The organism is Streptomyces sp. DS1-CR2 (genome assembly GCF_055760475.1).
Genome location: NZ_CM147085.1, coordinates 4,991,871 through 5,015,155, shown reverse-complemented (window position 1 = coordinate 5,015,155; position 23,285 = coordinate 4,991,871). Strand labels below are relative to the sequence as shown.

Below are 23,285 nucleotides of genomic sequence, written 5' to 3'. Positions count from 1 at the left end.
TCGTTTGGATCAGGCCCGACCCGCATGGGCCGTCAGGCTGCCCCGCCGCCGGCCCGTACGAGCCCCGTCTCGTAGGCGAGTACGACGACCTGGACGCGGTCGCGCAGGTTCAGCTTGGTGAGGATGCGCCCCACGTGCGTCTTCACCGTCGCCTCCGACAGAACGAGCCGGGCGGCGATCTCGCCGTTCGACAGGCCCTGCGCGACGAGGATCATGACCTCGCGCTCGCGCTCGGTCAGCCGGCCGAGCTCGGCGAGCTGCGGCTCCTTCCCGGAGCTGGGCAGCATCGGCGCGAAGCGGTCGAGCAGCCGCCGCGTCGTCGACGGCGCGACCACCGCGTCGCCGCTGTGCACGGCCCGGATCGCGGCGAGCAGCTCGCCGGGCGGCACGTCCTTGAGCATGAACCCCGACGCCCCGGCCTTCAGCCCCGAGAAGGCGTACTCGTCGAGGTCGAACGTCGTCAGGATGAGCACCTTCGGCGGGCTGTCCTCCATGCAGATCCGCCGGGTCGTCTCCACGCCGTCCAGCTTCGGCATGCGGACGTCCATCAGGACCACATCGACCGCCGTGCCGCGCAGCACCTCAAGGGCCTCGACCCCGTCGCCCGCCTCGGCGACGACCTCCATGTCCGGCTGGGCGGCGAGCACCATCCGGAAACCGGTGCGCAGCAGCACCTGGTCGTCGACGAGCATCACGCGGATCGCCATGAGGGGAGTCCCTTTCGGTACGTGTACGGGGTCGGGTTCGGTACGTGTGCGGCGTCAGTGGGCGGGCTTGAGCGGCAGCAGCGCGCTGATCCGGAATCCGCCGCCGGGGCGCGGTCCCGCGTCGAGCGTCCCGCCGACCATACCGACGCGCTCCCGCATGCCGATGAGCCCGTGCCCGCGGCCGTCGGCGCCCCCGTCCTCGTACAGCTCGTGCGGGGCGCCCTTGCCGTCGTCCTCGACGAGCAGGCCGAGGCCGTCGTCGAAGTAGACGAGCCGGACGCTCGCGCCCGCGTTCGCGCCGCCGTGCTTACGGGTGTTGGTGAGCGCCTCCTGCACGATGCGGTACGCGGTCAGTTCCACGCCGCTGGGCAGGGGGCGCGGGGTGCCCTCGACCTTGAAGTCGACGGGCAGGCCCGCGGTGCGCACCTGCTCTATCAGCTCGTCGAGCTGCTCGACGTCGGGCTGCGGCACGTACTCGCTGCTCTCCTGGTGCTCACCGGTGCGCAGCACTCCGAGGAGGCGCCGCATCTCGGCGAGCGCCTGCCGGCCGGTCCCGGAGATCGTCTCCAGGGCCTTCCTGGCCTGCTCGGGAGCCGTGTCCATGACGTACGCGGCGCCGTCCGCCTGCACCACCATCACCGACACGTTGTGCGCGACGACGTCGTGCAGTTCGCGTGCGATCCGGGCCCGCTCGGCGGCGACCGCGACCTTCGACTGGGCCTCGCGCTCGGTCTCCAGACGGGCGGCGCGCTCCTCCAGCTGCGCCAGGTAGGCGCGTCGCGTGCGGACGGAGTCACCGAGCACCCAGGCGAGGGCGAACGGCACCATCTGGAAGACCGTGATCAGCACGTTGCCCGCGCTGCTCGTCTCGTGCATCGGCCAGCGCAACTGCGAGAGAGGCGCCGCGCACAGGCCTCCGACGAGCGCGAATCTGGACGCCCAGCGCGGGCTGTCCGCCGCCACGGTGTAGATGACCACCAGCATGGCGAAGTCGGCCGGCTGCACGCGGACGTTCGCGACGAGCTGGAAGACGCCCACGACAGCGATGAGGATCAGCATCCGCTCGGGAACACGCCTGCGCAGGGCGACGGCCAGGCTCAGCGCCAGGACGACGGGGATGCCCAGGAGGCGGGCGTCGCCCTGCATGTCCTGCTGCCCCGCGACCAGACTCATGCCGGAGACCCCGAGGAGGACGACGGCCCAGAAGCTGTCGACCCACGTCGGGTGTCGGCGGAAGAAGTCGTAGAAGCGCTGCACGTAACCCAGCGTAAAGAAGCGTGCAGTGTGCAGGGGTCAACCGGAGGTTCGATCCGAGTGCCACCGGCGTACTCCCCAAGGTGGAGGCCGCCCCCTCCCCTCCGCTTAGCCTTTCGGCGTGAGGAACGAGCAGTGGGGTGCGGGGCGTGGGTGGCGCGAGGCGACGGAGGAGGCGCTGTACGGGCCCTGCGGCTTCTATCGCAGGACCGAGGGACCCGCGGGGCATTTCCGCACTTCGGTGCATGCGTCGCCGTTGTTCGCCGGGGCCGTCGCGCGGCTTCTGTGCCGGGTGGACGAGGCGCTCGGGGCCCCGCCGGAGCTCGCCTTCGTCGACATGGGCGCGGGCCGCGGCGAGCTGGTGACGGGCGTCCTGGGGGCGCTGCCCGCCGACGTGGCGGCCCGCACGCGCGCGTACGCGGTGGAGCGGGCGGAGCGTCCCGCCGGCCTCGACCACCGCATCGAGTGGTGCGCACACCCCCCGAAGGGGGTCACCGGACTCCTCTTCGCGAACGAGTGGCTCGACAACGTCCCCCTGGACGTCGTCGAGGCCGACGCCTGCGGAGAGCCGCGCCACGTCCTCGTACACCAGGACGGGACCGAGGAGCTCGGGGAGCCCATCGGCGACGGTCCGGAGGCGGACTGGCTGGCACGGTGGTGGCCGCTCGCCGGAGAACCGGGGCTCCGCGCGGAGATCGGCCTCTCCAGGGACACCGCCTGGGCCGCTGCCACGGGGACGCTGGAGCGCGGCACGGCGGTCGCCGTCGACTATGCGCACTCCCGGGAGGCCCGGCCGCCCTTCGGGACGCTCACGGGCTTCCGTGAGGGCCGTGAGACCCCGCCGGTGCCGGACGGCTCGTGCGACATCACGGCCCATGTGGCGCTCGACGCGTGCGCGCTTCCGGGCGCCCTGCTCCTCACGCAGCGCGCGGCCCTGCACGCCCTCGGGGTGAGCGGCGGCCGTCCGCCGCTGTCGCTCGCCTCCAGCGATCCGACGGCCTATGTGCGGGCCCTCTCCGGAGCCGGCGAGGCCGCCGAGCTGACCGCTGCGGGCGGGCTCGGCGACTTCGGGTGGCTGGTGCAGCCGGTGGGCGTACGGGCGCGGGACCTGCTACTTGTCGATGTCGCCGACGACGAAGAACAGTGACCCGAGGATCGCCACCATGTCCGAGACGAGCGTGCCGGGCAGCAGCTCGGTGAGCGCCTGGATGTTGTTGTAGGAGGCGGACCGCAGCTTGAGCCGGTACGGCGTCTTCTCGCCCTTGCTGACCAGGTAGTAGCCGTTGATCCCCAGCGGGTTCTCGGTCCACGCGTAGGTGTGGCCCTCGGGCGCCTTGAGCACCTTCGGGAGGCGCTGGTTGACGGGGCCGGGCGGCAGCTCGGCGAGCCGGTCCAGGCAGGCGTCGGCGAGGTCCAGGGCGTTGTGGGTCTGCTCCAGGAGCACCTCGAAGCGGGCCAGGCAGTCGCCCTCGCGGCGCGTGACGACCTTCAGGGTGTCCTGGAGCTCCCCGTACGCGAGGTACGGCTCGTCGCGGCGCAGGTCGAAGTCGACGCCGGAGGCGCGGGCGATCGGACCGCTCACTCCGTAGGAGTGCACCGCGTCCGGGGACAGCACGCCCACGTCGCGCGTGCGGCCGCGGAAGATCTCGTTGCCGAGGACCAGGTCGTCGTACACGTCCATGCGCGAGCGCACCGAGGCGACCGACTCACGCGCGCGGGTGGTCCAGCCAGCCGGCACGTCCTCCTTGAGGCCGCCGACGCGGTTGAACATGTAGTGCATGCGGCCGCCGGACATCTCCTCCATGACGCCCTGGAGTTCCTCGCGCTCCCGGAAGGCATAGAACACCGGGGTGATTCCACCCAGTTCGAGTGGGTACGAACCAAGGAACATCAGGTGGTTGAGGACCCGGTTCAGCTCCGCGAGCAGGGTGCGCAGCCACACCGCGCGCTCAGGGACCTCCATGCCGAGCATCCGCTCGACGGCGAGGACCACCCCGAGTTCGCTCGAGAAGGCGGAGAGCCAGTCGTGGCGGTTGGCCAGCATCACGATCTGCCGGTAGTCGCGGGCCTCGAAGAGCTTCTCCGCGCCGCGGTGCATATAGCCGATGACCGGCTCGGCCTGCTGGATGCGCTCGCCGTCGAGGACGAGGCGCAGGCGCAGCACCCCGTGCGTGGACGGGTGCTGCGGGCCGATGTTGAGCACCATGTCGGTGGTCTCGGCGGCGCCGCCGATGCCGACCGTCGTCTCCGTCGTGGGCGTCATGGGAACAGTGTCTCGTACGTAGGGTGGGTGCATGGAAACGGGGACTGAGGGGACGGCGGTTCCGAAGGCGGGATCCGGGGCGGAGCCGGTGTGGACCGGGCTTCCCAGGGGGCTGCTGAAGGTACGCAGGCTGCTGCTCGTGCTGTGGCTGGTGCCGCTGACGGTGGCGGTGGGGGTGCTGCTCGGGGTGTTCGCCGGCGGCGGGTGGGCGGCGTTCGCGCTGCTGCCGCTCGCCGGGCTGCTGTGGGGATGGCCGATGCTCGGGCGCAACTGGCGTTCGTGGCGCTACGCCGAGCGCGCCGACGACCTGCTGATCAGCCGGGGCGTCCTGTGGCGTGAGGAAACGATCGTGCCGTACGGGCGCATGCAACTCGTCGAGGTCACGTCCGGGCCGCTCGAGCGGAAGTTCGGGCTCGCGAGCCTGCAGCTGCACACGGCGGCCGCGGCGACCGACGCCACGATTCCCGGCCTGACGCCCGCCGAGGCCGAGCGCCTGCGCGACCGGCTCACCGAACTCGGCGAGGCCCGATCGGCGGGGCTGTGACGGCCCCGGACGTCCACGAGGGCGTACGGGACCAGGCCGTGACCGCCGGGGCGCCGGAGCGGCGCCTGCACCCGGTCACCCCGCTGCGCCGCGCCTGGGCACCCGTCGCGATCGTCCTCGGCTGGGCGGTCCACGACCTGAACGAGGCGCAGCGCCGGCTCGCCCAGCTCACCGCGACCACCCTCCTCATCGGCGTCGCCGTACTGATACCGGCCGCCGCTCTCTACGGGTTCCTGACCTGGTGGTTCACGCACTTCTCCGTCACGGACACCGAACTGCGCATCCGTACGGGCCTGTTGTTCAGGCGCACCGCCCACATCCGGCTCGACCGGATCCAGGCCGTGGACGTCACCCAGCCGCTGCTCGCCCGCTTCGTGGGCGTCGCCAAGCTCAAACTGGACGTCGTCGGAACGGACAAGAAGGACGAACTCGCCTATCTCGGCGAGCGGGAGGCCCGCGAACTGCGCGCCGAACTGCTCGCCCGCGCCGCCGGGTTCGCGCCCGAGACCGTGCGGGACGTCGGCGAGGCACCGGCCGAGCAGATCCTGCACGTGCCGCCCCGCATGCTCGCCGTCGCGCTCCTGCTCACCGGCGGGCCCTGGGCGATGCTGCTCGCCGCGTTCGTCGTGCCGACCCTGCTGTGGTTCGCCACCCACAACCTGTGGACGGTGCTCGCGGTGGCCATCCCGCTCGTGGGCGGCGCGGGCACGAACAGCGTGGGCCGCTTCATCAAGGAGTACGACTGGACGGTGGGCGAGTCGCCGGACGGCCTGCGCATCGACCACGGTCTCCTCGACCGCGACCACGAGACGGTGCCACCGGGGCGGGTGCAGACCGTTCGGATCGTGGAGCCGCTGCTGTGGCGGCGGCGCGGCTGGGTGCGCGTGGAACTGGCCGTGGCCGGCTCGTCGAACTCCGTGCTCGTGCCGGTCGCGCCGCGCGAGGTCGCCCAGGGCGTGGTGGAGCGGGTGCTTCCGGGGGTGACGGTGCCCGGTGCGCAGGCGTTCATCCGGCCGCTGAAGCGCTCGGCGTGGTGCATGCCCGTGTGGTGGCGGGGCAACGGGCTCGCGACGACCGACGCCGTGTTCGCGTCCCGGCACGGACTGGTGCGGCGGCGGCTCGCGCTGGTGCCGCACGCGAAGGTGCAGAGTGTGCGGCTCACACAAGGGCCCTGGGAGCGGTTGTGGGGCGTGGCCGACGTCCATGTGGACACGGGCGCCGACAAGACGGTGACGGCCCGGCTGCGGGACGCCGGGGAGGCGGCGGAACTCCTGCGCTCCCAGGCCGACCGCTCACGCACGGGACGGAAGGTGGCACGGCCGGACCGCTGGATGGCTTCGTGAGGGCGACTGGATGGCCTCGTGAGGGCGACGGCATGACGATGGGGCGGGCCTCGGTGTGTGACACACCGAGGCCCGCCCCATTACGTCGGTCGTACGTGCTGACGTCTCCGCCGCCGGAACCACGTCCCCGCCGCCGGAACTTACGCCCGCATCGCCGATCGCAGCTCCGCCACGTCGATCTGTTCCGTCTCGTCGTGCGCGGTCAGGTCGATGACCTGGCTGACGCCCTCGCCCGTGGCCGTGGCGTCGGCCTGCTTGAACTCGGCCTCCGTGTCCGCCTTGTGGAGCGCTAGCGCCTCCTCGCCGACGACGTCCGCGAGGTCCGTGTTCTGCACGGCCTCCAGGGCCGCGGGCGCCACGCCCTTCGTGCCGAAGAAGTCGAATCCGCCCTCGACCAGGGGCCGCCGCACCGCCGCGGGCGGCACGACCGCCGCAGCGGCCGGGACGGTGAAGTGACCGGAGACGCCGGACGGCAGGGCGGCCACGTGCTCGTGCTCCTGTGCGCGGGCCGCCTCGGGCTTCCCCTGCGGCTCACCGCCCTCGGGAGCCTCGGCCTTCGGGCCTTCGCCCCGCGGGGGGTTCGCGGCGCGCGCCATGCGGTCGAGCGCGGCGTTGGCCCGCAGATAGAGCACCGGGGACGTCACCGGTGCGCCGGCCGACGTGGCGCGCTGCGCCGGGACCAGCTCTGCGGCGGGTGCCGGGGAGGCGGCCGCGGGCAGCGCACGCGCCGGGGCCGAGGCCTCTATCGCGAGCTGCCTGCGACCCTCCAGGGCGGTGGCCCGCTCCGTCTCCGCGGTCGCGTAGCGCCGCAGCAGAGCCGCGTGCTCGTTGCGCAGGGCCGCCAGCTCCGTGCGCTTGGCGCGCAGCTTCGCCTCCATCTTGAAGCGCAGCTCACGCGACTCCTCGAGGTCGGTCTCGAGTTCGGCGACCCGCTCGTCGTGGTGCCACTCGTCGCTCGCCCGCGACCGGTTCAGATCGGCGACGCGCTTGCCCGCGAGCCGGTCCCAGCGGCGCATGACGACCGCGCCCACCACGGCGGCGCAGGCGGCGGCACCGGCCAGGCCGCGCAGCACGAGGGGCTCCGCGGTCAGCCAGGCGCCGGCCGCGCAGACGAGCGGGACGCCTGCGATCGCCGAGGGGGGAAGCAGCCTGTGCAGGGGTGGGGAATGGCGGTGACGTCCACGTGGCATGGCCAGAAACTTACCGCGCGTAGGCGAATCGTGGTGCCCCGGCAGCCAAAATCCCGTGGTCTTCTGTCCCGCCACTCCCCTTCACCCCTGAACTCGGCGCCTTTGCCGATCAGCTCCTCCGCGGACCGTTCAGTTCTTCAGGAGGCCCTTCGACTGGAGATACTCCTTGGCCACATCGGCTTCCTTCTGGCGTTCCGCGTCGACCTTCCGGTTGAGCTCGACGAGATCGTCGGTCGTCAGCGTCTTGGTCAGCTTCCCGAGTGCGGCGGCTATCTCCTTGTCGCCCGCGTCCTTGCTGTTCACGACCGGAACGATGTTGTCAGCGTTCTGGAGCTTCTTGTCGTCCTCCAGGAGCACCAGGCCGAAGTTCTTCAGCGTGGCGTCCGTGGTGGTCGTCAGGACCAGCTGGTCCTCACCGTTCTTGACGGCCTGCTTGGCCTGCGTGGTGCCGACGCCCTTGGGGTCGATCCCGCTGACCTTGATGCCGTACGTCTTCTCGAGACCCGGGGCGCAGAAGGGCCGCTTCTCGCATTCGTCACCGGCCGCGATCTTGACCTTCTGGCCGGACTTGCCGAGGTCCGAAAGGGTCTTGAGGCTGTGCTGCTTCGCGTAATCCGCGCTCACCGCGAAGGCGTTCTGGTCGACGGCCTCTCCGGCGTCGAGCACGGTCAGTCCCTCGGGCCCGGCGAGTCCGCGCAGCGCGGTGACCGTCGCATCAAGATCACTTGAGGCGACGGGCTTGGCGTCCGCGCCGTTCTTCTTGAGATTGAGGAATTCCGCGAGCGTCGCCGCGTATTCGGGAACGACGTCGATCGCGCCCTTGGCGAGCTGCGGCTCGTAGATCTCGCGGTTCTCGACGGTCTTGACCGAGGCGGAGTATCCGGCGTCGGCGAGAACCTGCTTGTAGAGCTCCGCCATCACCTTCGACTCGGTGAACCCGGCGGCGCCGACGACGACCGTGCCCTTCTTGCCGCCGCCCGCCGAGCCCGAGTTCGCCTTGTCGCTCTTGCCGCCCTCCAGGCTGTCCCCGCCGCACGCGGTGAGCCCGGTGGTGAGCGCGCCGACGGCGACCGCCGCCACGGCGATCCTTCGCGTTCTGCTGTTCATCGTTGTCCACCCAATCGAAAGCCGGAATGCCGGAATGATCGAAAAGCCGTAACGAGATATCAAGTCGGCGTCCCGCCCGCCGGGGCGCCCGTCGGAGTGCCGTCCGCCGCGCCGCACCCGCCGGGATTCAGCCCGCCGCGCCGGAGCGGCCCTTCATCGGATTCAGCACCCGCCCCGCACCGGCCAGGACGCCCTCCACGAGCAGTGCGAGCAACGCCACCAGGACTGCACCGGCGACCACCTGAGGGGTGTCCTGGAGGTTGAACCCGGCCGTGATGATCCGCCCGAGCCCGCCCTTGCCCGCCATCGCGGCGAGCGTCGCCGTGGCGATCACCTGCACCGCCGCCAGCCGGATACCGGTCACGACCATCGGGTACGCCAGCGGGAGCTCGACGCGCCGGAACACCTGCCCCCCGCTCATCCCCATCCCCCGCGCCGCCTCCACGACGGCCCGGTCGACCTCACGCATCCCGATGTAGGCGTTGGTCAGCAGCGGCGGCACCGCGAACAGCACGAGCGCGATGAACGTCGGCAGGTCCCCGTGCCGGCCCAGCGGCGTCAGCGTGAGCAGGACGAGCACCGCGAGCGTGGGCACCGCACGGCCCGCGTTCGAGATGTTGACCGCGAGGCCGCCGCCCTTGCCGATGTGCCCGAGCCACAGCGCGAGCGGCAGGGCGATCAGGCAGGACACGGCCAGGGTGACGCCGCTGAAGTACAGGTGCTCGGCCAGGCGGTGCCACACCCCCTTGTCGCCCTGCCAGTTGGACTCCGTCGTCAGCCAGTCGTAGGCCCCCGATATCGCACTCATGCCGCCTGCGCCGCCTTCTCCGTACGTCGCTCCGCGTCGCCGGAGCCGCCACCCGCGCGGTCCGGACCGCCGGAGCGGTCCGTGCGTCTGCGTATCCGAGACGTCCCGGACGCGACGCGGGTCCAGGGGGTCAGCCACCGCTGGAGGCCGAGCAGCACCAGATCGGCGCCCACGGCGAGAAGCACGCACAGCACGGACGCCGTGAGCACCTGGGCCTTGAAGTCGCTGTCGAGACCGTCCATGATCAGCGTGCCCAGGCCGCCGTAGTCGACGATCGCTCCGACCGTCGTCAGCGCGACCGTGGAGACCGTGGCGATCCGCACGCCCGCGAGTATCGCGGGCAGCGCCAGCGGCAGTTCGACCTCCCACAGCAGCCGGACCGGCCCGTACCCCATGCCGCGGGCCGCTTCTCTCGCCTCGTCCGGCACGGCCTGGAGGCCCGCCAGGAAGTTCCGCACCAGGATCGTCAGCGTGTAGAGGACGAGTCCGGTGATCACGAGCGAGGCGGAGAGCCCGAACAGCGGGAGCAGCAGCGAGAACATGGCCAGCGACGGGATCGTGTAGAGCACCGTCGTCAGCCCGAGCACCGGGCCGGCGAAGGCGCGCCGGCGCCGGGCGAGGAGGGCCAGCGGGAAGGCGATCAGCACGCCGATCACGACGGAAGCGGCCGTGATGCCGATGTGCTGGACGACGGCGTCGACCAGCTCCTGCCTGCGGGTGCGCAGGTATTCCCCGCACACCCAGTCATTGGCCACCATGCAATTGGGACTGCTCACCCGCCCCGCCTCCCCCGAATCCCCGTACATATGTCTTGAAACCGCTCGCGCGAGCGCCTGATTCCGACTGCCGACGACCCTAGCCCCCACCACTGACAATCGCCGAGACTCCTCGTCACGACGCAACATGGCCTTCACACAGCGGCCGCCCACAGGCGGCGGCTGCCCGGCACAATGGGGACCCATGATCCGGTTCGAGCACGTCACCAAGCGCTACGCCGACGGGACAACGGCCGTCGACGACCTGTCCTTCGAGGTGAACGAGGGAGAACTCGTCACCCTCGTCGGCCCGTCGGGCTGCGGCAAGACCACCACGATGAAGATGGTCAACCGGCTCATCGAACCGAGCGAGGGCCGGATATTCCTCGACGGCGAGGACATATCCGGCATCGACCCGGTCCAACTCCGGCGCCGCATCGGCTATGTGATCCAGCAGGTCGGCCTCTTCCCGCACAAGACGGTCCTCGACAACACGGCGACCGTCCCGCACCTCCTCGGCGCCAAGCGCGCCAAGGCCCGCGAGCGCGCCGCCGAACTCCTCGACCTCGTCGGCCTCGACCCGCGCACCTTCGGCGACCGCTACCCCGACCAGCTCTCCGGCGGTCAGCGCCAACGTGTCGGCGTGGCAAGGGCGTTGGCGGCGGATCCGCCCGTACTCCTGATGGACGAGCCGTTCGGCGCGGTCGACCCCGTCGTGCGCGAACACCTGCAGAACGAGTTCCTGCGCCTCCAGCAGGCCGTGCGCAAGACGGTCCTGTTCGTCACGCACGACATCGAGGAGGCCGTCCGGCTCGGCGACCGGATCGCCGTGTACGGGCAGGGCCGGATCGAGCAGTTCGACACCCCGTCGACCGTCCTGGGCGCGCCCGCGAACGACTACGTGGCCGACTTCGTCGGCGCGGACCGCGGCCTCAAGCGTCTGTCCGTCACACCCATCGAGGAGAGCGACCTGGAGCAGCCGCCGGTCGTGCATCTCGACGACCCGCTGCCGGCGAGGCTCGACGCCCCCTGGGCGGTGGTCCTCGACGGCGACAACAACCTGCACGGCTGGATCTCCGCGGAGCACGCGCGCGTGCAGAGTGGCACGGTCCGCGAGCACGCCCGCCGCATGGAGGCGTGGCTGCCCGTCGGCGCCTCCCTCAAGCAGGCGTTCGCCACGATGCTCCAGCACGACGCGGGCTGGATCGCCGTCATCGACGAGCACAGCGAGGGTCGCTTCCTCGGCGTCCTCACCCCGGCGCGGCTGCACGAGGCGCTGCGCCGCTCCACGGCGGCGGACGCCCGGGACATCCCGCGCGCGGAGGTCGAACTGGAGACGGTGACGGGGGCCTGAGGGCGCGTGAGCCCCAGAGCGTGAGGCCCGATGCCGTCGGCCCCCCCTACGCCGTGATGCGCGCGCTCAGCCACGCCAGCGTGGCCGGGATCTCGCGGCGCCAGGTGTTGAAGTTGTGGCCGCCGCTGTCCAGGACGATCGACGAGATCCCGGTGGGCGGCTTCACCTCGCGGATGAACCTCATCGTGTTCCCGTAGTTGCTCTCGCCGTGCTTGCTCGTGGTGACCAGCAACGACGTGGCGGGCGGCTTCCCGTGTTCCAGGGTCCACATCAGGTCGGCGCGCCGCTCCAGCGTCTCGTCGCCGTGGAACAGGTCGCCCGTGGTGGGGTCGGTCGGCGACTTGTAGTACGCGGACAGGCCCGCCCCCGCGCCGTAGAGACGGGGGTGGTGGACGGCGAGCTTCAGGGCGCAGTAGCCGCCCGTGGAGTCGCCCACGATGCCCCAGCCGCCCGGCCTCTTGTTGACCCTGTAGTGCGCCGAGATGATCCGGGGCAGGTCCTGGGCGAAGAACGTCTCCGTCTGCGGGCCGTTCGGCACGTCCACGCACTCCGTGTCCCGCGGCGGCGCCACGGTCGGGCGCATCATCACCAGGATCATCGGCCGCATGGCGCCCGCCCTGGCCTGCTCGTGGGCGGTGGTCGGGTAGTGCAGCCCCTTGATGAGCGCCTCGGCGGTGCCGGGGTAGCCGGTCAGGACGACCGAGGCGGGGAAAGTACGGGTCTTGTGGCGGCCCTTGAAGTATTCGGGTGGCAGATAGACGTACGCGGAGGTGGCGATGTGCGAGCGCTTCCCGACGATGTCGACCTTCTGGATCTGGCCGCCGACTTCGGGCCGTGAGCCGCCGGGCACGTTCACGGCCCGCGTGCCGAGCACCTGCAGTGGCCCCCGGGTGCCGACCGCTCCGAGGTCGGCCACCACGCCCTGCCCCTGCTCCCGCCCGAGGAGGTCGTCCCACGAGGCGTAGAACCCGAACGCCTGGTTGACGGCCAGTCCGGCCGAGAGGAACAGCGCGAGCTGCGTCGCGAACAGCAGGCCCACCCGCCCGGCGACGGATCCCCAGGTGCGGCGCGCCAGGCGTGGCCACAGCCAGACCGTCCCGGCGAAGAGGAGCACGGCCAGAAAGACCGCAAGCGCAAGGACCTTGCTGCTCGTGAGACCCATCGTGCTGTACCCGCCTGCGCTTTCTGGCTTACTGAGCCTTTTCCGCCGGTTTACCTGGCCGAGTGAACCCGCCTCCCACAAGTCCCGTCCTAGAGGGCGCAATGTGACCGGATGCCGGAATTGAGGCCGGCTTCGAGCCCTCTCGCGGAACTACGGGATGCGATGTCTGTCAGGATAGATGCCGATATGCCAGGCGGGGTTCCGAGCAGGACGCGGCACCTTCGCCGGATACTGCGCGGCCCCCGGCCCGAGGCCGTCCCCGTCCTGATCGCCCGCGCCTGCGTCGTCCTCGGACTCCTCGACGTCGCGGCGGGCGTCTTCCCGCGGTTCCGGCACAGCCGCATGCACGCGCTGGCCGAGGTCCTGCCCGGCGCCCTCGGCCCGTTCGCGGCCGCGCTCGCCATCAGTACGGGTGTCCTGCTGCTCCTCGTCGCGCACGGGCTGCGCCGCCGCAAGCGGCGGGCCTGGCGCGCGGCCGTGGTGCTCCTGCCGCTCGGCGCGCTCGCGCAGTTCGCGTACCGGCACTCCCTGTTCGGTGTGCTGATCCCGCTCGTGCTCCTCACGCTGCTGCTGCGCCACCGGAGTGAGTTCGCGGCGCTGCCCGACCCGCGCAGCCGCTGGCGGGCGCTCGCGAACTTCGTGCTCATGGGCGCCGGTTCCCTCGTCATCGGCCTCGCCATCGTCAGCGCCCACCCCGAGAAGCTGGTGGGCGACCCGAGCCTGTCCGACCGTCTGGAACACGTCCTGTACGGCCTGTTCGGCATGGACGGACCCGTCGACTACGCGGGCCGCACCTCCTGGACCGTGGCCTGCTCGCTCGGCGCGCTCGGCCTGCTCACCGCGCTGACGACCGTCTATCTGGCGTTCCGCCCCGAACACCCGGCCGCACGCCTCACCGAGGACGACGAGGCACGGCTGCGCACCCTCCTGGACAAGCACGGCGCCCGCGACTCCCTCGGCCATTTCGCGCTCCGCCGCGACAAGGGGGTCGCCTTCTCGCCCAGCGGCAAGGCGGCCGTCTGCTACCGCGTCGTGTCGGGCGTGATGCTCGCGAGCGGCGACCCCGTCGGGGACGTGGAGGCGTGGCCCGGAGCCATCGAACGGTTCATGGACGAGGCCAAGGCCCACTCATGGACCCCCGCCGTCATGGGCTGCTCCGAGACGGGCGGCGAGGTCTGGACCCGCGAGACCGGCCTCGGCGCACTCGAACTGGGCGACGAGGCGGTGGTGGACACCGCGGATTTCTCCCTGGCCGGGCGTGCGATGCGCAACGTACGCCAGATGGTCAAGAGGATCGCGCGCAATGGCTACGAGAACCGGGTGCGGCGCATCCGTGACCTCGGCGGCCAGGAACTGGAGCGGATCCGCCGCGCAGCCGACGACTGGCGCGCACCGATACCGAACGCGGCTTCTCCATGGCGCTCGGCCGCATCGGCGACGCGGCGGACGGCGACTGCCTGGTCGCCACGGCTCACAAGGCCGACGGCCCGGCCGGCCCGCACGGCGACCTGAAGGCCGTACTCCACTTCGTTCCGTGGGGCACCGACGGCGTCTCCCTCGACCTGATGCGCCGCGACCGCGCCGCCGACCCCGGGCACGACAGCACGCACGACGGAGGCCGGCGCAGGGTGCGGGCCGCCTGAGGCCCGTCCGCAGTCCGGCCGTGGCACGGCCATCGGGCCGCCGGGCCTAGGCTTGAAGGCATGAGCACGTCGCAGGGCCGTCGCGGCCACGTCACAGGCCTTCCCGAATGGGACCGCTGCGCGGTCATGGGAGTCGTCAATGTGACGCCCGATTCCTTCTCCGACGGCGGCCGCTGGTTCGACACGACGGCCGCCGTGAAACACGGCCTCGACCTGGTCGCACAGGGCGCCGACCTGATCGACGTCGGCGGTGAGTCGACCCGCCCCGGCGCCACCCGCGTCGACGAGGACGAGGAGCTCAAGCGCGTCATCCCCGTCGTGCGGGGCCTGTCCTCCGAGGGCGTCGCCGTGTCCGTGGACACGATGCGCGCCTCGGTGGCCGAGCGCTCCCTGGCGGCCGGTGCCTCCCTCGTCAACGACGTCAGCGGCGGCCTCGCCGACCCGGCGATGATCCCCGCCGTCGCCGCGGCGGGCGCCCCCTTCGTCGTCATGCACTGGCGCGGCTTCCTGGAGGGAGGCAACGTCAAGGGCACGTACGAGGACGTGGTCTCCGAAGTCGTCGCCGAGCTCCACGCGCGCGTGGAGGCCGTCGTCGAGGGCGGCATCGCCTCCGAGCGCATCGTCGTCGACCCGGGCCTCGGCTTCTCCAAGGAGGCCTCCCACGACCTGAAGCTCCTGGCCCACCTGGAGGAGCTGCGCGCGCTCGGCCACCCCCTGCTGGTCGCCGCGTCCCGCAAGCGGTTCCTCGGCCATGTCCTGGCCGGCGAGCAGGGCGCCCCGCCCCCGGCGCGCGAGCGCGACGCCGCCACGGCCGCCGTCTCCGCCATCGCGGCCCACCAGGGCGCCTGGGCCGTCCGCGTCCACGAGGTCCGCGCGACGGCCGACGCGGTCCGTGTCGCCCGCGCCGTAGAGGGAGCCCAGTGACCCCACCGAGGGAGCCCGACGAGCCGCGCGGTGCGGCAGGCCGGCGCACCGACGCGGAGGCCGTGGACAGCGCCAACCGCGCCTTCTACGAGGCTCTGGAGCGAGCAGACTTCGAACTGCTGACGGCGCTCTGGCTCGCCCCCGAGGACGTCTCGTACAGCGAGGAGTCCGACGAGGCCGAGGACACATCCATCAGCTGCGTGCACCCCGGCTGGCCCGTACTCACCGGCCGCGGCGAGGTTCTGCGCTCGTACGCGCTGATCATGGCGAACACCGAGTACATCCAGTTCTTCCTCACGGATGTGCACATCAGCATCGTCGCCGACACCGCTCTGATCACCTGCACCGAGAACATCCTCAGCGGCGGCCCGGCCCCCGCGGAGGGCGACGAACTCGGCCCGCTCGTCGGCCAGCGCGTCGTCGCCACGAATGTGTTCCGTCGCACACGTGACGGCTGGAAACTGTGGTCGCACCACGCGTCGCCCGTACTCGCCGAGTCCGAAACCGAGGGCGACGACCGCGAAGAAAGCGACGAGACACCCTCCTGAGTGGCTCCTGACGGGGTAGGCGGGTCCACGTGGGACCCACGGGATTGCCGGAGCGCGCTGGTGGGTAGGGGCGGCTACCAGCGGTGGGCCGCCCTGTCCATAGCCCCCGCGGGCGAGCGCTGTCGGTGCCCGCAGGTAGATTCGATCGAGGCTGGTGTGCCGACCGCACTCGGTACGAACCCGCCGCTACCGACGATTGCAGGAGTGATTCGCGTGGATCGTGTCGCGCTGCGCGGCCTCAAGGCCCGCGGGCACCATGGCGTCTTCCCCAAGGAGCGCGAGGAAGGCCAGACCTTCATCGTGGACCTGGTGCTCGGACTGGACACACGCGCGGCCGCGGCCGACGACGACCTGGCGAAGACCGTGCACTACGGCATCGTGGCGGAGGAGGTCGTGACCGTCGTCGAAGGCGATCCGGTCGATCTCATCGAGACGCTCGCCGAGCGCATCGCCGGGACGTGCCTGAAGCACGAAGGAGTCCTGGAGGTCGAGGTCTGCGTCCACAAGCCGGACGCCCCGATCACCGTCCCCTTCGACGATGTGACCGTCACCATCACCCGGAGCCGAGTATGACTGCATCTTTCACCGAGGGCCCCAGCGACCCGACCGTACAGCCGGTGCCCGCCTCCGTGGTGGAACAGGTGGACGCGGCCGACAGCACACTCTCCAACCCCAAGAACGCGGTGATCGCCCTCGGCTCGAATCTGGGGAACCGCCTCGAGACGATCCAGGGCGCCATCGACGCCCTGGAGGACACCCCCGGCGTCCGCGTCAAAGCCGTCTCGCCCGTCTACGAGACCGAGCCGTGGGGCGTCGAGCCGGGCAGCCAGCCCGCGTATTTCAACGCGGTGATCGTGCTCCGCACGACCCTGCCCCCGTCCTCCCTCCTGGAGCGGGCGCACGCCGTCGAGGAGGCCTTCCACCGCGTCCGTGACGAGCGCTGGGGTGCCCGCACCATCGACGTCGACATCGTCACGTACGCCGACGTCGTCTCCGACGACCCGGTCCTCACGCTCCCTCACCCCCGCGCGCACCAGCGGGCCTTCGTCCTCGCCCCCTGGTTCGACGTGGAGCCCGAGGCGCAACTGCCGGGCCACGGACCCGTGGCCGAGCTGCTCGCCGCGGTCACCCGCGAAGGCGTCGCGCCGCGCGCCGACCTGGAACTCCAGCTGCCCGAATAGTCGTTAGGGTCATGCGGGCACACGAAGACAGCGCGGGGACTGAGGGGCGACCACCGGAATGAAGCAACTGCGCATCAGGACACTGGCCGGCCTCTTCCTGGTCGCCGGTGTACTGAGCTGGGCGGGCGCCCGACTGTGGGACTCGATCGGCACGCTGCCGCGGGTCCCGCTGGCGGCGCCCATCGTCCTCGCCGTGATCGCCGTCATCCTGCTGGCGACCGCGCTCTCCATCCGGGCCCGGCTGCGCGCCCAGCGCGAGCGGAGCCCCGACGCCAAGGGAGTCGACCCGCTGATGGCGGCCCGCGCCCTCGTCTTCGGCCAGGCCAGCGCGCTGGTGGCCGCGCTGGTCGCGGGGATGTACGGCGGCACGGGCGCGTTCCTGCTCGAACACCTCGATGTCCCGGCCCGCCGCGACCAGGCCATCTACGCCGGCTTCTCGGTCCTCACCGGCATCGCCGTGATAGCGGCCGCCCTCTTCCTGGAGCGCGTCTGCAAGCTCCCGGAGGACGACGACGAGGACCACAGCGGGGCCGCACCGGCGGCCTGACCAGCCGGGGGGCCGGCCGCGCGCCTGCCGGGGCTCAGCGCGCGATGATGAGGCTCATCGCCTCGTTGCGCGTCGCCGGGTCGCGCAGCTGGCCGCGCACCGCGGACGTGATGGTCTTCGCGCCCTGCTTGCGCACCCCGCGCATCGTCATGCACATGTGCTCGCACTCGACGACCACGATCACGCCGCGCGGCTCCAGGATCTCCATCAGGGAGTCGGCGATCTGCGTGGTCAGACGCTCCTGCACCTGCGGGCGCCGGGCGTAGACGTCCACGAGGCGGGCCAGCTTCGACAGGCCGGTGATCTTGCCGTCTATCGACGGGATGTAGCCGACGTGGGCGACGCCGATGAACGGCACCAGATGGTGCTCACAGCTGCTCTGGACCTCGATGTCCTTCACCAGGACCATCTCGTCGTGACCGAGGTCGAACGTCGTCGTCAGAACGTCCTCGGGCTTCTGCCACAGGCCCCCGAATATTTCCTTGTACGCCCGCGCCACCCGTGCCGGCGTCTGCTTGAGGCCCTCACGGTCCGGGTCCTCCCCGACCGCGATGAGCAGCTCGCGCACGGCGTTCTCGGCCCGCTTCTCGTCGAACTCGCCGATCGGACCCTCGCCGTCCAGCGTCACCGGGTCGGTCATCTGTGCCTCTTCCTTGAACAAAGAACCGCGTCCCCCACACCGTAAGGCGTGGGGGACGCGGTTATCCATTCCGGGGTGATCAGACCTCGGGGCTGTCCGTCGGAGCGATCTCCAGCCCGGACTCGACGCCCGTTGCCGCGCCGTTCGAACCGTTCGTCAGTGACAGCTCCCTGGGGGAGAGCACCGGCGGGCGGGTCGACGGAGTACGGCGGGAGGAACCGGTCCACGCGGGGCGGGCCGGGCGCTTCACGATCGGAGCGAAGATCTCGGCGATCTGCTCCTTGTTCAGCGTTTCCTTCTCCAGGAGCGCGAGGACCAGGTTGTCGAGAACGTCTCGGTTCTCGACGAGGATCTCCCAGGCCTCGTTGTGCGCGGTCTCGATGAGCTTCTTGACCTCTTCGTCGACGAGCGCGGCAACCTCTTCCGAGTAGTCGCGCTGGTGCGCCATCTCCCGGCCGAGGAACGGCTCGGTGTTGTCGCCGCCGAACTTGATCGCGCCGAGCCGCTCGGTCATGCCGTACTGCGTGACCATGGCCCGCGCGGTCGTGGTCGCCTTCTCGATGTCGTTCGCCGCGCCCGTGGTCGGGTCGTGGAAGACCAGCTCCTCGGCCGCGCGCCCGCCCAGCATGTACGCGAGCTGGTCGAGCATCTCGTTCCGCGTGGTGGAGTACTTGTCCTCGTCGGGCAGGACCATCGTGTAACCGAGGGCCCGTCCACGGGACAGGATCGTGATCTTGTGCACCGGGTCGGAGTTGGGCGAAGCCGCCGCGACCAGGGCGTGTCCGCCCTCGTGGTACGCGGTGATCTTCTTCTCCTTGTCGGACATGATCCGGGTCCGCTTCTGCGGGCCCGCCACTACGCGGTCGATCGCCTCGTCCAGCATCGAGTTGTCGACGAGCTTGAGGTCGCTGCGCGCCGTGAGGAGCGCCGCTTCGTTCAGCACGTTCGCCAGGTCGGCGCCGGTGAAGCCCGGGGTACGCCGGGCGACGGCGGACAGATCGACATCGGGTGCGACCGGCTTGCCCTTCTGGTGAACCTTGAGGATCTCCAGACGGCCCTGCATGTCCGGGCGGTCGACCGCGATCTGGCGGTCGAAACGTCCCGGGCGCAGCAGCGCCGGGTCGAGGATGTCGGGCCGGTTCGTGGCGGCGATCAGGATGACGCCGCCCTTCACGTCGAAGCCGTCCATCTCGACGAGCAGCTGGTTGAGCGTCTGCTCGCGCTCGTCGTGACCGCCGCCGAGACCCGCACCGCGGTGCCGACCGACGGCGTCGATCTCGTCGACGAAGACGATCGCCGGGGCGTTCGCCTTGGCCTGCTCGAACAGGTCACGGACTCGGGAGGCACCGACACCGACGAACATCTCGACGAAGTCGGAACCCGAGATCGAGTAGAAGGGGACCCCCGCCTCACCGGCGACGGCGCGCGCGAGCAGCGTCTTACCGGTTCCGGGCGGGCCGTAGAGCAGCACACCCTTGGGGATCTTGGCGCCGACGGCCTGGAACTTCGCCGGCTCCTGGAGGAACTCCTTGATCTCGTGGAGCTCCTCGACGGCCTCGTCCGAGCCCGCCACATCGGCGAACGTCGTCTTCGGGGTGTCCTTGGTGATGAGCTTCGCCTTGGACTTCCCGAACTGCATGACTCGGGAGCCGCCGCCCTGCATCTGATTCATCAGGAACAGGAAGACGACGACGATCAGGACGAAGGGGAGCAGGGAGAGCAGGATCCCCACGAAGGCGTTCTGCTTCGTCGGGGCGACGGTGTACCCGTCGGGGATCTGCTTGTCCTCGAACTTGGCCTGCAGATCCTTGGCCACATCGACGCCCTGGTCGCCGATGTAGCTCGCCTGGATCTTGCTGCTGCCCTGGACCTTCTGGTCGTTCTTGAGCTCGACCTTGATGTTGTTTTCGTCGCCGGTGGTCAGCTTGGCCGACTGCACCTTGTTGTCGTTGATGGCCTGAATGACCTGGCCGGTGTCCACCGTCTTGTAGCCACCGGACGAACCGACGACCTGCATCAACACGACCACGGCAAGGACGGCCAGCACGATCCACATGACCGGCCCACGGAAGTATCGCTTCACGTCCATCCATACGGAGCGATGACGCCCCGTCCCTCCTGCCATAGTGAGTTTGATAAAGGCTGTTTTGAAGACTGTTCTTCGGACGGTACCCCAGCATTGTCACCCGAAGCCGCAGCGGGCGACTGGGAATCTCGCCTACGCATGCTCCAACGGCGGGGAACCCGCAGGGGTTCCCGACCGTCTCACATCGCTTCGGCGACGGTTCAGCCGCCGTAGACGTGCGGGGCCAGAGTGCCGACGAACGGCAGGTTCCGGTACTTCTCCGCGTAGTCCAGGCCGTACCCGACGACGAACTCGTTCGGGATCTCGAACCCGGTCCACTTCACGTCGATGGCCACCTTCGCCGCCTCCGGCTTGCGCAGCAGCGTGCAGACCTCGAGGCTCGCGGGCTCGCGGGTGCCGAGGTTGGTGAGCAGCCACGACAGCGTCAGGCCGGAGTCGATGATGTCCTCGACGATCAGGACGTGCTTGCCCTTGATGTCGGTGTCGAGGTCCTTGAGGATCCGCACGACGCCGGACGACTGGGTGCCCGCGCCGTACGAGGACACTGCCATCCAGTCCATCGTGACGGGGGTGGACAGCGCACGCGCCAGGTCCGCCATGACCATCACGGCGCCCTTGAGGACACCGACGATCAGCAGGTCCTTGCCCGCGTATTCCGCATCGATCTTCGCGGCCAGCTCTGCCAGCTTCGCGTCGATCTCTTCCTTGGTGATGAGTACCGACTGGAGGTCGGTGCCCATGTCTTTCGCGTCCACCCGCATCACTTTCGGTCGTCCCACCGGCCGCTCAAGGACTCTCGTCCCGCGTCAGCCTTGCCGGATGACCAGTCTGCCACCCTGCCGCTGAGCCACGACCTTGCCGGGGAGGTTGATCTCCCCCTGGCCGCGCCAGCCGGTGATCAGACGGTCGACCTCTTCGATGTGCCGGGCGAACAGAGCGCCCGCCGGAGCGCCGGCCTCGATGGCCGCGCGGCGCAGTACACGGCGGCGTACGGCGGGCGGCAGCGCGTAGAGCTTGGCGCACTCCAGGAGCCCTGCGGGGTCCCGCACCACGGCTTCGGCCTGCGCGGCCCACGTGTCCAGGGCGTCGGCGTCGTCCCGGGACAACTGGGCCGTACGGGCGAGCGCCTCGACGACACCCTTGCCGAGCGCCTTCTCCAGGGCGGGCAGCCCCTCGTGGCGCAGCCGGGAGCGCGTGTACGCCGGATCGGTGTTGTGGGGGTCGTCCCAGACGGGCAGCGACTGGGCCATGCACGCCTTGCGGGCGGTCTGGCGGTCGAGGCGGAGGAAGGGCCTGCGGTAACGGCCGTCGACCCCCGAGGTCGCGGCCATTCCCGACAGGGAACGGATACCCGAGCCGCGGGCGAGGCCGAGCAGGACCGTCTCTGCCTGGTCGTCGCGGGTGTGGCCGAGCAGGATCGCGGCGGCGCCGTGGCGTTCCGCGGCGGCGTCGAGCGCGGCGTATCTGGCGTCCCTCGCCGCGGCTTCGGGTCCGCCGTCGCGGCCGACCTGCACGACCGCGGACTCGACGGGGTCGAGGCGCAGGGCGGTGAGCCGCGCGACGACTTCGGCGGCGCGGAGATCGGAGCCGGGCTGCAGACCGTGGTCCACGGTCACGCCACCGGCGCGGATGCCGAGCTTGGGGGCCTCGAAGGCGAGTGCGGAGGCGAGCGCCATGGAGTCGGCACCCCCGGAGCAGGCAACCAGCACCAGGGGCGGGGTGCGCGGGGCTTTTGGCGCCCTGCGGGGGGCGCTGTGGTCGTTGAGTACGTCGTGGAGTACGCGGCGGACCGCCAGGCGTATCGCCGCGACCGCAGGATGGGGACCCATGTCCGGTTCCCTTCATGAAATTTTCGGTGGGGGTGTGGCTCGGACAGTGACTCAACAGCGACTCGTCGATATCAGTCACTCAGAGTGTGTCGATGGTGACAGAGCCGAGCCGTTCCCCGAGCATTGCACGCCTACCCACGGCCCACGGTCCCTCGGATGGGTGATTACGGGGGCGTTCTCCTGCCGTTGGCCGTATTTGTTTCACGACCCTGCCTTACGGTGCACCCTCGGACTTGCGGTGCACCCGCGCGACCCAGTCCGCCGGTTTGGTGATCTCCGCCTTGGTAGGGAGCGTGTTCGGCGATGTCCATACGCGATTGAATCCGTCCATACCCACCTCGTTCACCACGGTCCTCACGAATCGCTCGCCGTCGCGGTACTGGCGCAGCTTGGCGTCGAGGCCCAGGAGCTTGCGCAGCGCCAGGTCCAGGCGGGACGCGCCCTTCTGGCGGCGCTCCTTGAACTTCTCCCTGATCTCGCCCACCGACGGCACCACCGCGGGCCCGACCCCGTCCATCACGAAGTCCGCGTGCCCTTCGAGCAGTGACATCACGGCCGTGAGCCGGGCGAGGATCTCGCGCTGGGCCGGGGACTGCACGAGCTCGACCAGGGAACGCCCGCCGTCGTCGCCCTCGCCCCGCTCGCCCTCGGGGCGCGCGCCCGCCAGAGACTGGGCGGCCTCCCGAATGCGCTCCAGGAACGTCATGGGGTCGACATCGGTCTCGGCGAGGAATGACTGGATCTCGCCCTCGAGGTGGTCGCGCAGCCAGGGCACGGCCGTGAACTGCGTGCGGTGCGTCTCCTCGTGCAGGCACACCCAGAGCCTGAAGTCGTGCGGGTCCACATCGAGTTCGCGCTCCACGTGCACGATGTTCGGCGCGACGAGGAGCAGTCTTCCGCCGCCGTTCGGCGCGGCCGGCAGGTCCCGGGTGGCGGGGGCGAAGGTCTCGTACTGCCCGAGGACTCGGGAGGACAGGAACGACAGCAGCATCCCGAGCTCGACGCCCGTGACCTTGCCGCCGACGGCGCCGAGGACCGCTCCGCCGGGGCCGGAGCCGCGCCGCTCCTCCATCTTGTCCAGGAGGGGCTTGAGGAGTTCCCTGAACCCCGCCACGTTCGCCCGGACCCAGCCGGGGCGGTCGACGACGAGGACGGGCGTGTCGTGCACCTCCTCGGTGGCCATCCGCGTGAACCCGCGGACATGTTCCTCGGAGGCCTTGGCGTGGCGGCGCAGCTCCGCGACGATCGCCCGCGCCTCGTCCCGGCTCACCTCCGGGCCCGGCCGCACGAGTCGGGTCGCGGTCGCCACCGCGAGATTCCAGTCGACCATCCCAGAAGCGCCACCGATGCTCGTCATGCGTCAACCGTACGTGCTCGGGTCCTGGTGCACAGGGCCTTGG

The 23,285-nt window shown here is 70.7% G+C and carries 22 protein-coding genes and 1 pseudogene; 10 read left to right on the top strand and 13 right to left on the bottom strand.

The window, feature by feature from the left end; translation table 11 throughout:
* Positions 1-32: 32 nt before the first annotated feature.
* Positions 33-707 (bottom strand): response regulator, encoded by a 675-nt coding sequence (locus tag ACY0PA_RS24080; RefSeq protein WP_473079769.1) that lies wholly within the window; start codon positions 705-707, stop codon positions 33-35.
* A 54-nt stretch (positions 708-761) separates the two neighbouring features.
* Positions 762-1,964 carry a sensor histidine kinase gene (locus ACY0PA_RS24075; protein ID WP_473079768.1) on the bottom strand — a complete coding sequence of 401 codons (1,203 nt, stop codon included), beginning with the start codon at positions 1,962-1,964 and terminating at the stop codon, positions 762-764.
* Between the two features lie 118 nt (positions 1,965-2,082).
* Here ACY0PA_RS24075 and ACY0PA_RS24070 point away from each other — a divergent pair, with 118 nt between their 5' ends.
* Positions 2,083-3,108 carry an SAM-dependent methyltransferase gene (locus ACY0PA_RS24070; RefSeq protein WP_473079767.1) on the top strand — a complete coding sequence of 342 codons (1,026 nt, stop codon included), beginning with the start codon at positions 2,083-2,085 and terminating at the stop codon, positions 3,106-3,108.
* Here the strand turns inward: ACY0PA_RS24070 and ACY0PA_RS24065 are convergent.
* Positions 3,073-4,224: an NADH-quinone oxidoreductase subunit D gene (locus ACY0PA_RS24065; protein WP_473079766.1), complete on the bottom strand. Its 1,152-nt coding sequence runs from the start codon at positions 4,222-4,224 to the stop codon at positions 3,073-3,075. The two genes, ACY0PA_RS24070 and ACY0PA_RS24065, sit on opposite strands and share 36 nt — an antisense overlap.
* 31 nt (positions 4,225-4,255) lie before the next feature.
* On the opposite strand from ACY0PA_RS24065, the gene ACY0PA_RS24060 reads away from it, so the two are divergent.
* Together ACY0PA_RS24060 and ACY0PA_RS24055 are read left to right on the top strand one after the other, a co-directional pair.
* Positions 4,256-4,768 (top strand): PH domain-containing protein, encoded by a 513-nt coding sequence (locus ACY0PA_RS24060; protein WP_473079765.1) that lies wholly within the window; start codon positions 4,256-4,258, stop codon positions 4,766-4,768.
* A complete protein-coding gene (locus tag ACY0PA_RS24055) occupies positions 4,765-6,111 on the top strand; it encodes a PH domain-containing protein (RefSeq protein WP_473079764.1) in 1,347 nt (448 codons plus the stop codon). The genes ACY0PA_RS24060 and ACY0PA_RS24055 overlap by 4 nt, the downstream gene beginning before the upstream one ends.
* A gap of 140 nt (positions 6,112-6,251) precedes the next feature.
* Here the strand turns inward: ACY0PA_RS24055 and ACY0PA_RS24050 are convergent, their stop codons facing one another.
* The 4 genes from ACY0PA_RS24050 to ACY0PA_RS24035 all read right to left on the bottom strand — a co-directional run bounded on the left by ACY0PA_RS24050 (position 6,252) and on the right by ACY0PA_RS24035 (position 9,992).
* Positions 6,252-7,301, bottom strand: a complete 1,050-nt coding sequence (locus ACY0PA_RS24050; RefSeq protein ID WP_473079763.1) for a hypothetical protein — start codon at positions 7,299-7,301, stop codon at positions 6,252-6,254.
* Positions 7,302-7,430: 129 nt separating this feature from the next.
* On the bottom strand, positions 7,431-8,408 hold the full coding sequence (locus tag ACY0PA_RS24045) for an ABC transporter substrate-binding protein (RefSeq protein WP_473079762.1): 978 nt from the start codon (positions 8,406-8,408) through the stop codon (positions 7,431-7,433).
* A 127-nt stretch (positions 8,409-8,535) separates the two neighbouring features.
* On the bottom strand, positions 8,536-9,216 hold the full coding sequence (locus tag ACY0PA_RS24040) for an ABC transporter permease (RefSeq protein ID WP_473079761.1): 681 nt from the start codon (positions 9,214-9,216) through the stop codon (positions 8,536-8,538).
* On the bottom strand, positions 9,213-9,992 hold the full coding sequence (locus tag ACY0PA_RS24035; RefSeq protein ID WP_473079760.1) for an ABC transporter permease: 780 nt from the start codon (positions 9,990-9,992) through the stop codon (positions 9,213-9,215). The genes ACY0PA_RS24040 and ACY0PA_RS24035 overlap by 4 nt, the downstream gene beginning before the upstream one ends.
* Positions 9,993-10,176: 184 nt before the next feature.
* Here ACY0PA_RS24035 and ACY0PA_RS24030 point away from each other — a divergent pair, with 184 nt between their 5' ends.
* Entirely contained in the window at positions 10,177-11,325 is a 1,149-nt protein-coding gene (locus tag ACY0PA_RS24030) for an ABC transporter ATP-binding protein (RefSeq protein WP_473079759.1), read from the top strand.
* A 46-nt stretch (positions 11,326-11,371) separates the two neighbouring features.
* On the opposite strand, the gene ACY0PA_RS24025 is transcribed toward ACY0PA_RS24030, so the two are convergent.
* Positions 11,372-12,487 (bottom strand): alpha/beta hydrolase, encoded by a 1,116-nt coding sequence (locus tag ACY0PA_RS24025; RefSeq protein WP_473079758.1) that lies wholly within the window; start codon positions 12,485-12,487, stop codon positions 11,372-11,374.
* A 186-nt stretch (positions 12,488-12,673) separates the two neighbouring features.
* Between ACY0PA_RS24025 and ACY0PA_RS24020 the strand changes: the two are divergent.
* The 6 genes and pseudogenes from ACY0PA_RS24020 to ACY0PA_RS23995 form a co-directional block, all read left to right on the top strand.
* Positions 12,674-14,082, top strand: a pseudogene (locus ACY0PA_RS24020) (phosphatidylglycerol lysyltransferase domain-containing protein); the annotation flags it as partial.
* Positions 14,083-14,190: 108 nt separating this feature from the next.
* Entirely contained in the window at positions 14,191-15,054 is an 864-nt protein-coding gene (gene folP / locus ACY0PA_RS24015; protein WP_473079757.1) for a dihydropteroate synthase, read from the top strand.
* Entirely contained in the window at positions 15,051-15,602 is a 552-nt protein-coding gene (locus ACY0PA_RS24010; RefSeq protein WP_473079756.1) for a nuclear transport factor 2 family protein, read from the top strand. Before folP ends, ACY0PA_RS24010 begins: the two co-directional genes overlap by 4 nt.
* A 213-nt stretch (positions 15,603-15,815) precedes the next feature.
* A complete protein-coding gene (gene folB / locus ACY0PA_RS24005; RefSeq protein ID WP_473079755.1) occupies positions 15,816-16,175 on the top strand; it encodes a dihydroneopterin aldolase in 360 nt (119 codons plus the stop codon).
* On the top strand, positions 16,172-16,783 hold the full coding sequence (gene folK / locus ACY0PA_RS24000; RefSeq protein WP_473079754.1) for a 2-amino-4-hydroxy-6-hydroxymethyldihydropteridine diphosphokinase: 612 nt from the start codon (positions 16,172-16,174) through the stop codon (positions 16,781-16,783). Before folB ends, folK begins: the two co-directional genes overlap by 4 nt.
* A gap of 58 nt (positions 16,784-16,841) precedes the next feature.
* The gene (locus tag ACY0PA_RS23995; protein ID WP_473079753.1) at positions 16,842-17,330 is read left to right on the top strand and encodes a DUF3180 domain-containing protein; all 489 of its coding nucleotides are present in this window, start codon (positions 16,842-16,844) and stop codon (positions 17,328-17,330) included.
* A gap of 34 nt (positions 17,331-17,364) precedes the next feature.
* Here the strand turns inward: ACY0PA_RS23995 and folE are convergent, their stop codons facing one another.
* From folE to ACY0PA_RS23970, 5 genes are all read right to left on the bottom strand, one after another.
* Positions 17,365-17,970, bottom strand: coding sequence for a GTP cyclohydrolase I FolE (folE, locus tag ACY0PA_RS23990; RefSeq protein ID WP_473079752.1), 606 nt, complete (start codon positions 17,968-17,970; stop codon positions 17,365-17,367).
* A 79-nt stretch (positions 17,971-18,049) separates the two neighbouring features.
* Entirely contained in the window at positions 18,050-20,059 is a 2,010-nt protein-coding gene (ftsH, locus tag ACY0PA_RS23985; protein WP_473079751.1) for an ATP-dependent zinc metalloprotease FtsH, read from the bottom strand.
* Between the two features lie 197 nt (positions 20,060-20,256).
* On the bottom strand, positions 20,257-20,817 hold the full coding sequence (hpt, locus tag ACY0PA_RS23980) for a hypoxanthine phosphoribosyltransferase (protein ID WP_116511523.1): 561 nt from the start codon (positions 20,815-20,817) through the stop codon (positions 20,257-20,259).
* 45 nt (positions 20,818-20,862) lie between these two features.
* Positions 20,863-21,885: a tRNA lysidine(34) synthetase TilS gene (gene tilS, locus ACY0PA_RS23975; RefSeq protein WP_473079750.1), complete on the bottom strand. Its 1,023-nt coding sequence runs from the start codon at positions 21,883-21,885 to the stop codon at positions 20,863-20,865.
* A gap of 214 nt (positions 21,886-22,099) precedes the next feature.
* Positions 22,100-23,242 (bottom strand): zinc-dependent metalloprotease, encoded by a 1,143-nt coding sequence (locus ACY0PA_RS23970; protein WP_473079749.1) that lies wholly within the window; start codon positions 23,240-23,242, stop codon positions 22,100-22,102.
* Between the last annotated feature and the right edge of the window lie 43 nt (positions 23,243-23,285).

Bases quoted from the DNA above. Each gene is read 5' to 3' on its own strand.
- ACY0PA_RS24080 (WP_473079769.1), bottom strand. From the start codon at position 707: ATGGCGATCCGCGTGATGCTCGTCGACGACCAGGTGCTGCTGCGCACC.
- ACY0PA_RS24065 (WP_473079766.1), bottom strand. From the start codon at position 4,224: ATGACGCCCACGACGGAGACGACGGTCGGCATCGGCGGCGCCGCCGAG.
- ACY0PA_RS24060 (WP_473079765.1), top strand. From the start codon at position 4,256: ATGGAAACGGGGACTGAGGGGACGGCGGTTCCGAAGGCGGGATCCGGG.
- ACY0PA_RS24050 (WP_473079763.1), bottom strand. From the start codon at position 7,301: ATGCCACGTGGACGTCACCGCCATTCCCCACCCCTGCACAGGCTGCTT.
- ACY0PA_RS24045 (WP_473079762.1), bottom strand. From the start codon at position 8,408: ATGAACAGCAGAACGCGAAGGATCGCCGTGGCGGCGGTCGCCGTCGGC.
- ACY0PA_RS24040 (WP_473079761.1), bottom strand. From the start codon at position 9,216: ATGAGTGCGATATCGGGGGCCTACGACTGGCTGACGACGGAGTCCAAC.
- ACY0PA_RS24030 (WP_473079759.1), top strand. From the start codon at position 10,177: ATGATCCGGTTCGAGCACGTCACCAAGCGCTACGCCGACGGGACAACG.
- ACY0PA_RS24025 (WP_473079758.1), bottom strand. From the start codon at position 12,487: ATGGGTCTCACGAGCAGCAAGGTCCTTGCGCTTGCGGTCTTTCTGGCC.
- folP (WP_473079757.1), top strand. From the start codon at position 14,191: ATGAGCACGTCGCAGGGCCGTCGCGGCCACGTCACAGGCCTTCCCGAA.
- folK (WP_473079754.1), top strand. From the start codon at position 16,172: ATGACTGCATCTTTCACCGAGGGCCCCAGCGACCCGACCGTACAGCCG.
- ACY0PA_RS23995 (WP_473079753.1), top strand. From the start codon at position 16,842: ATGAAGCAACTGCGCATCAGGACACTGGCCGGCCTCTTCCTGGTCGCC.
- folE (WP_473079752.1), bottom strand. From the start codon at position 17,970: ATGACCGACCCGGTGACGCTGGACGGCGAGGGTCCGATCGGCGAGTTC.
- ftsH (WP_473079751.1), bottom strand. From the start codon at position 20,059: ATGGACGTGAAGCGATACTTCCGTGGGCCGGTCATGTGGATCGTGCTG.
- hpt (WP_116511523.1), bottom strand. From the start codon at position 20,817: ATGCGGGTGGACGCGAAAGACATGGGCACCGACCTCCAGTCGGTACTC.
- tilS (WP_473079750.1), bottom strand. From the start codon at position 21,885: ATGGGTCCCCATCCTGCGGTCGCGGCGATACGCCTGGCGGTCCGCCGC.
- ACY0PA_RS23970 (WP_473079749.1), bottom strand. From the start codon at position 23,242: ATGACGAGCATCGGTGGCGCTTCTGGGATGGTCGACTGGAATCTCGCG.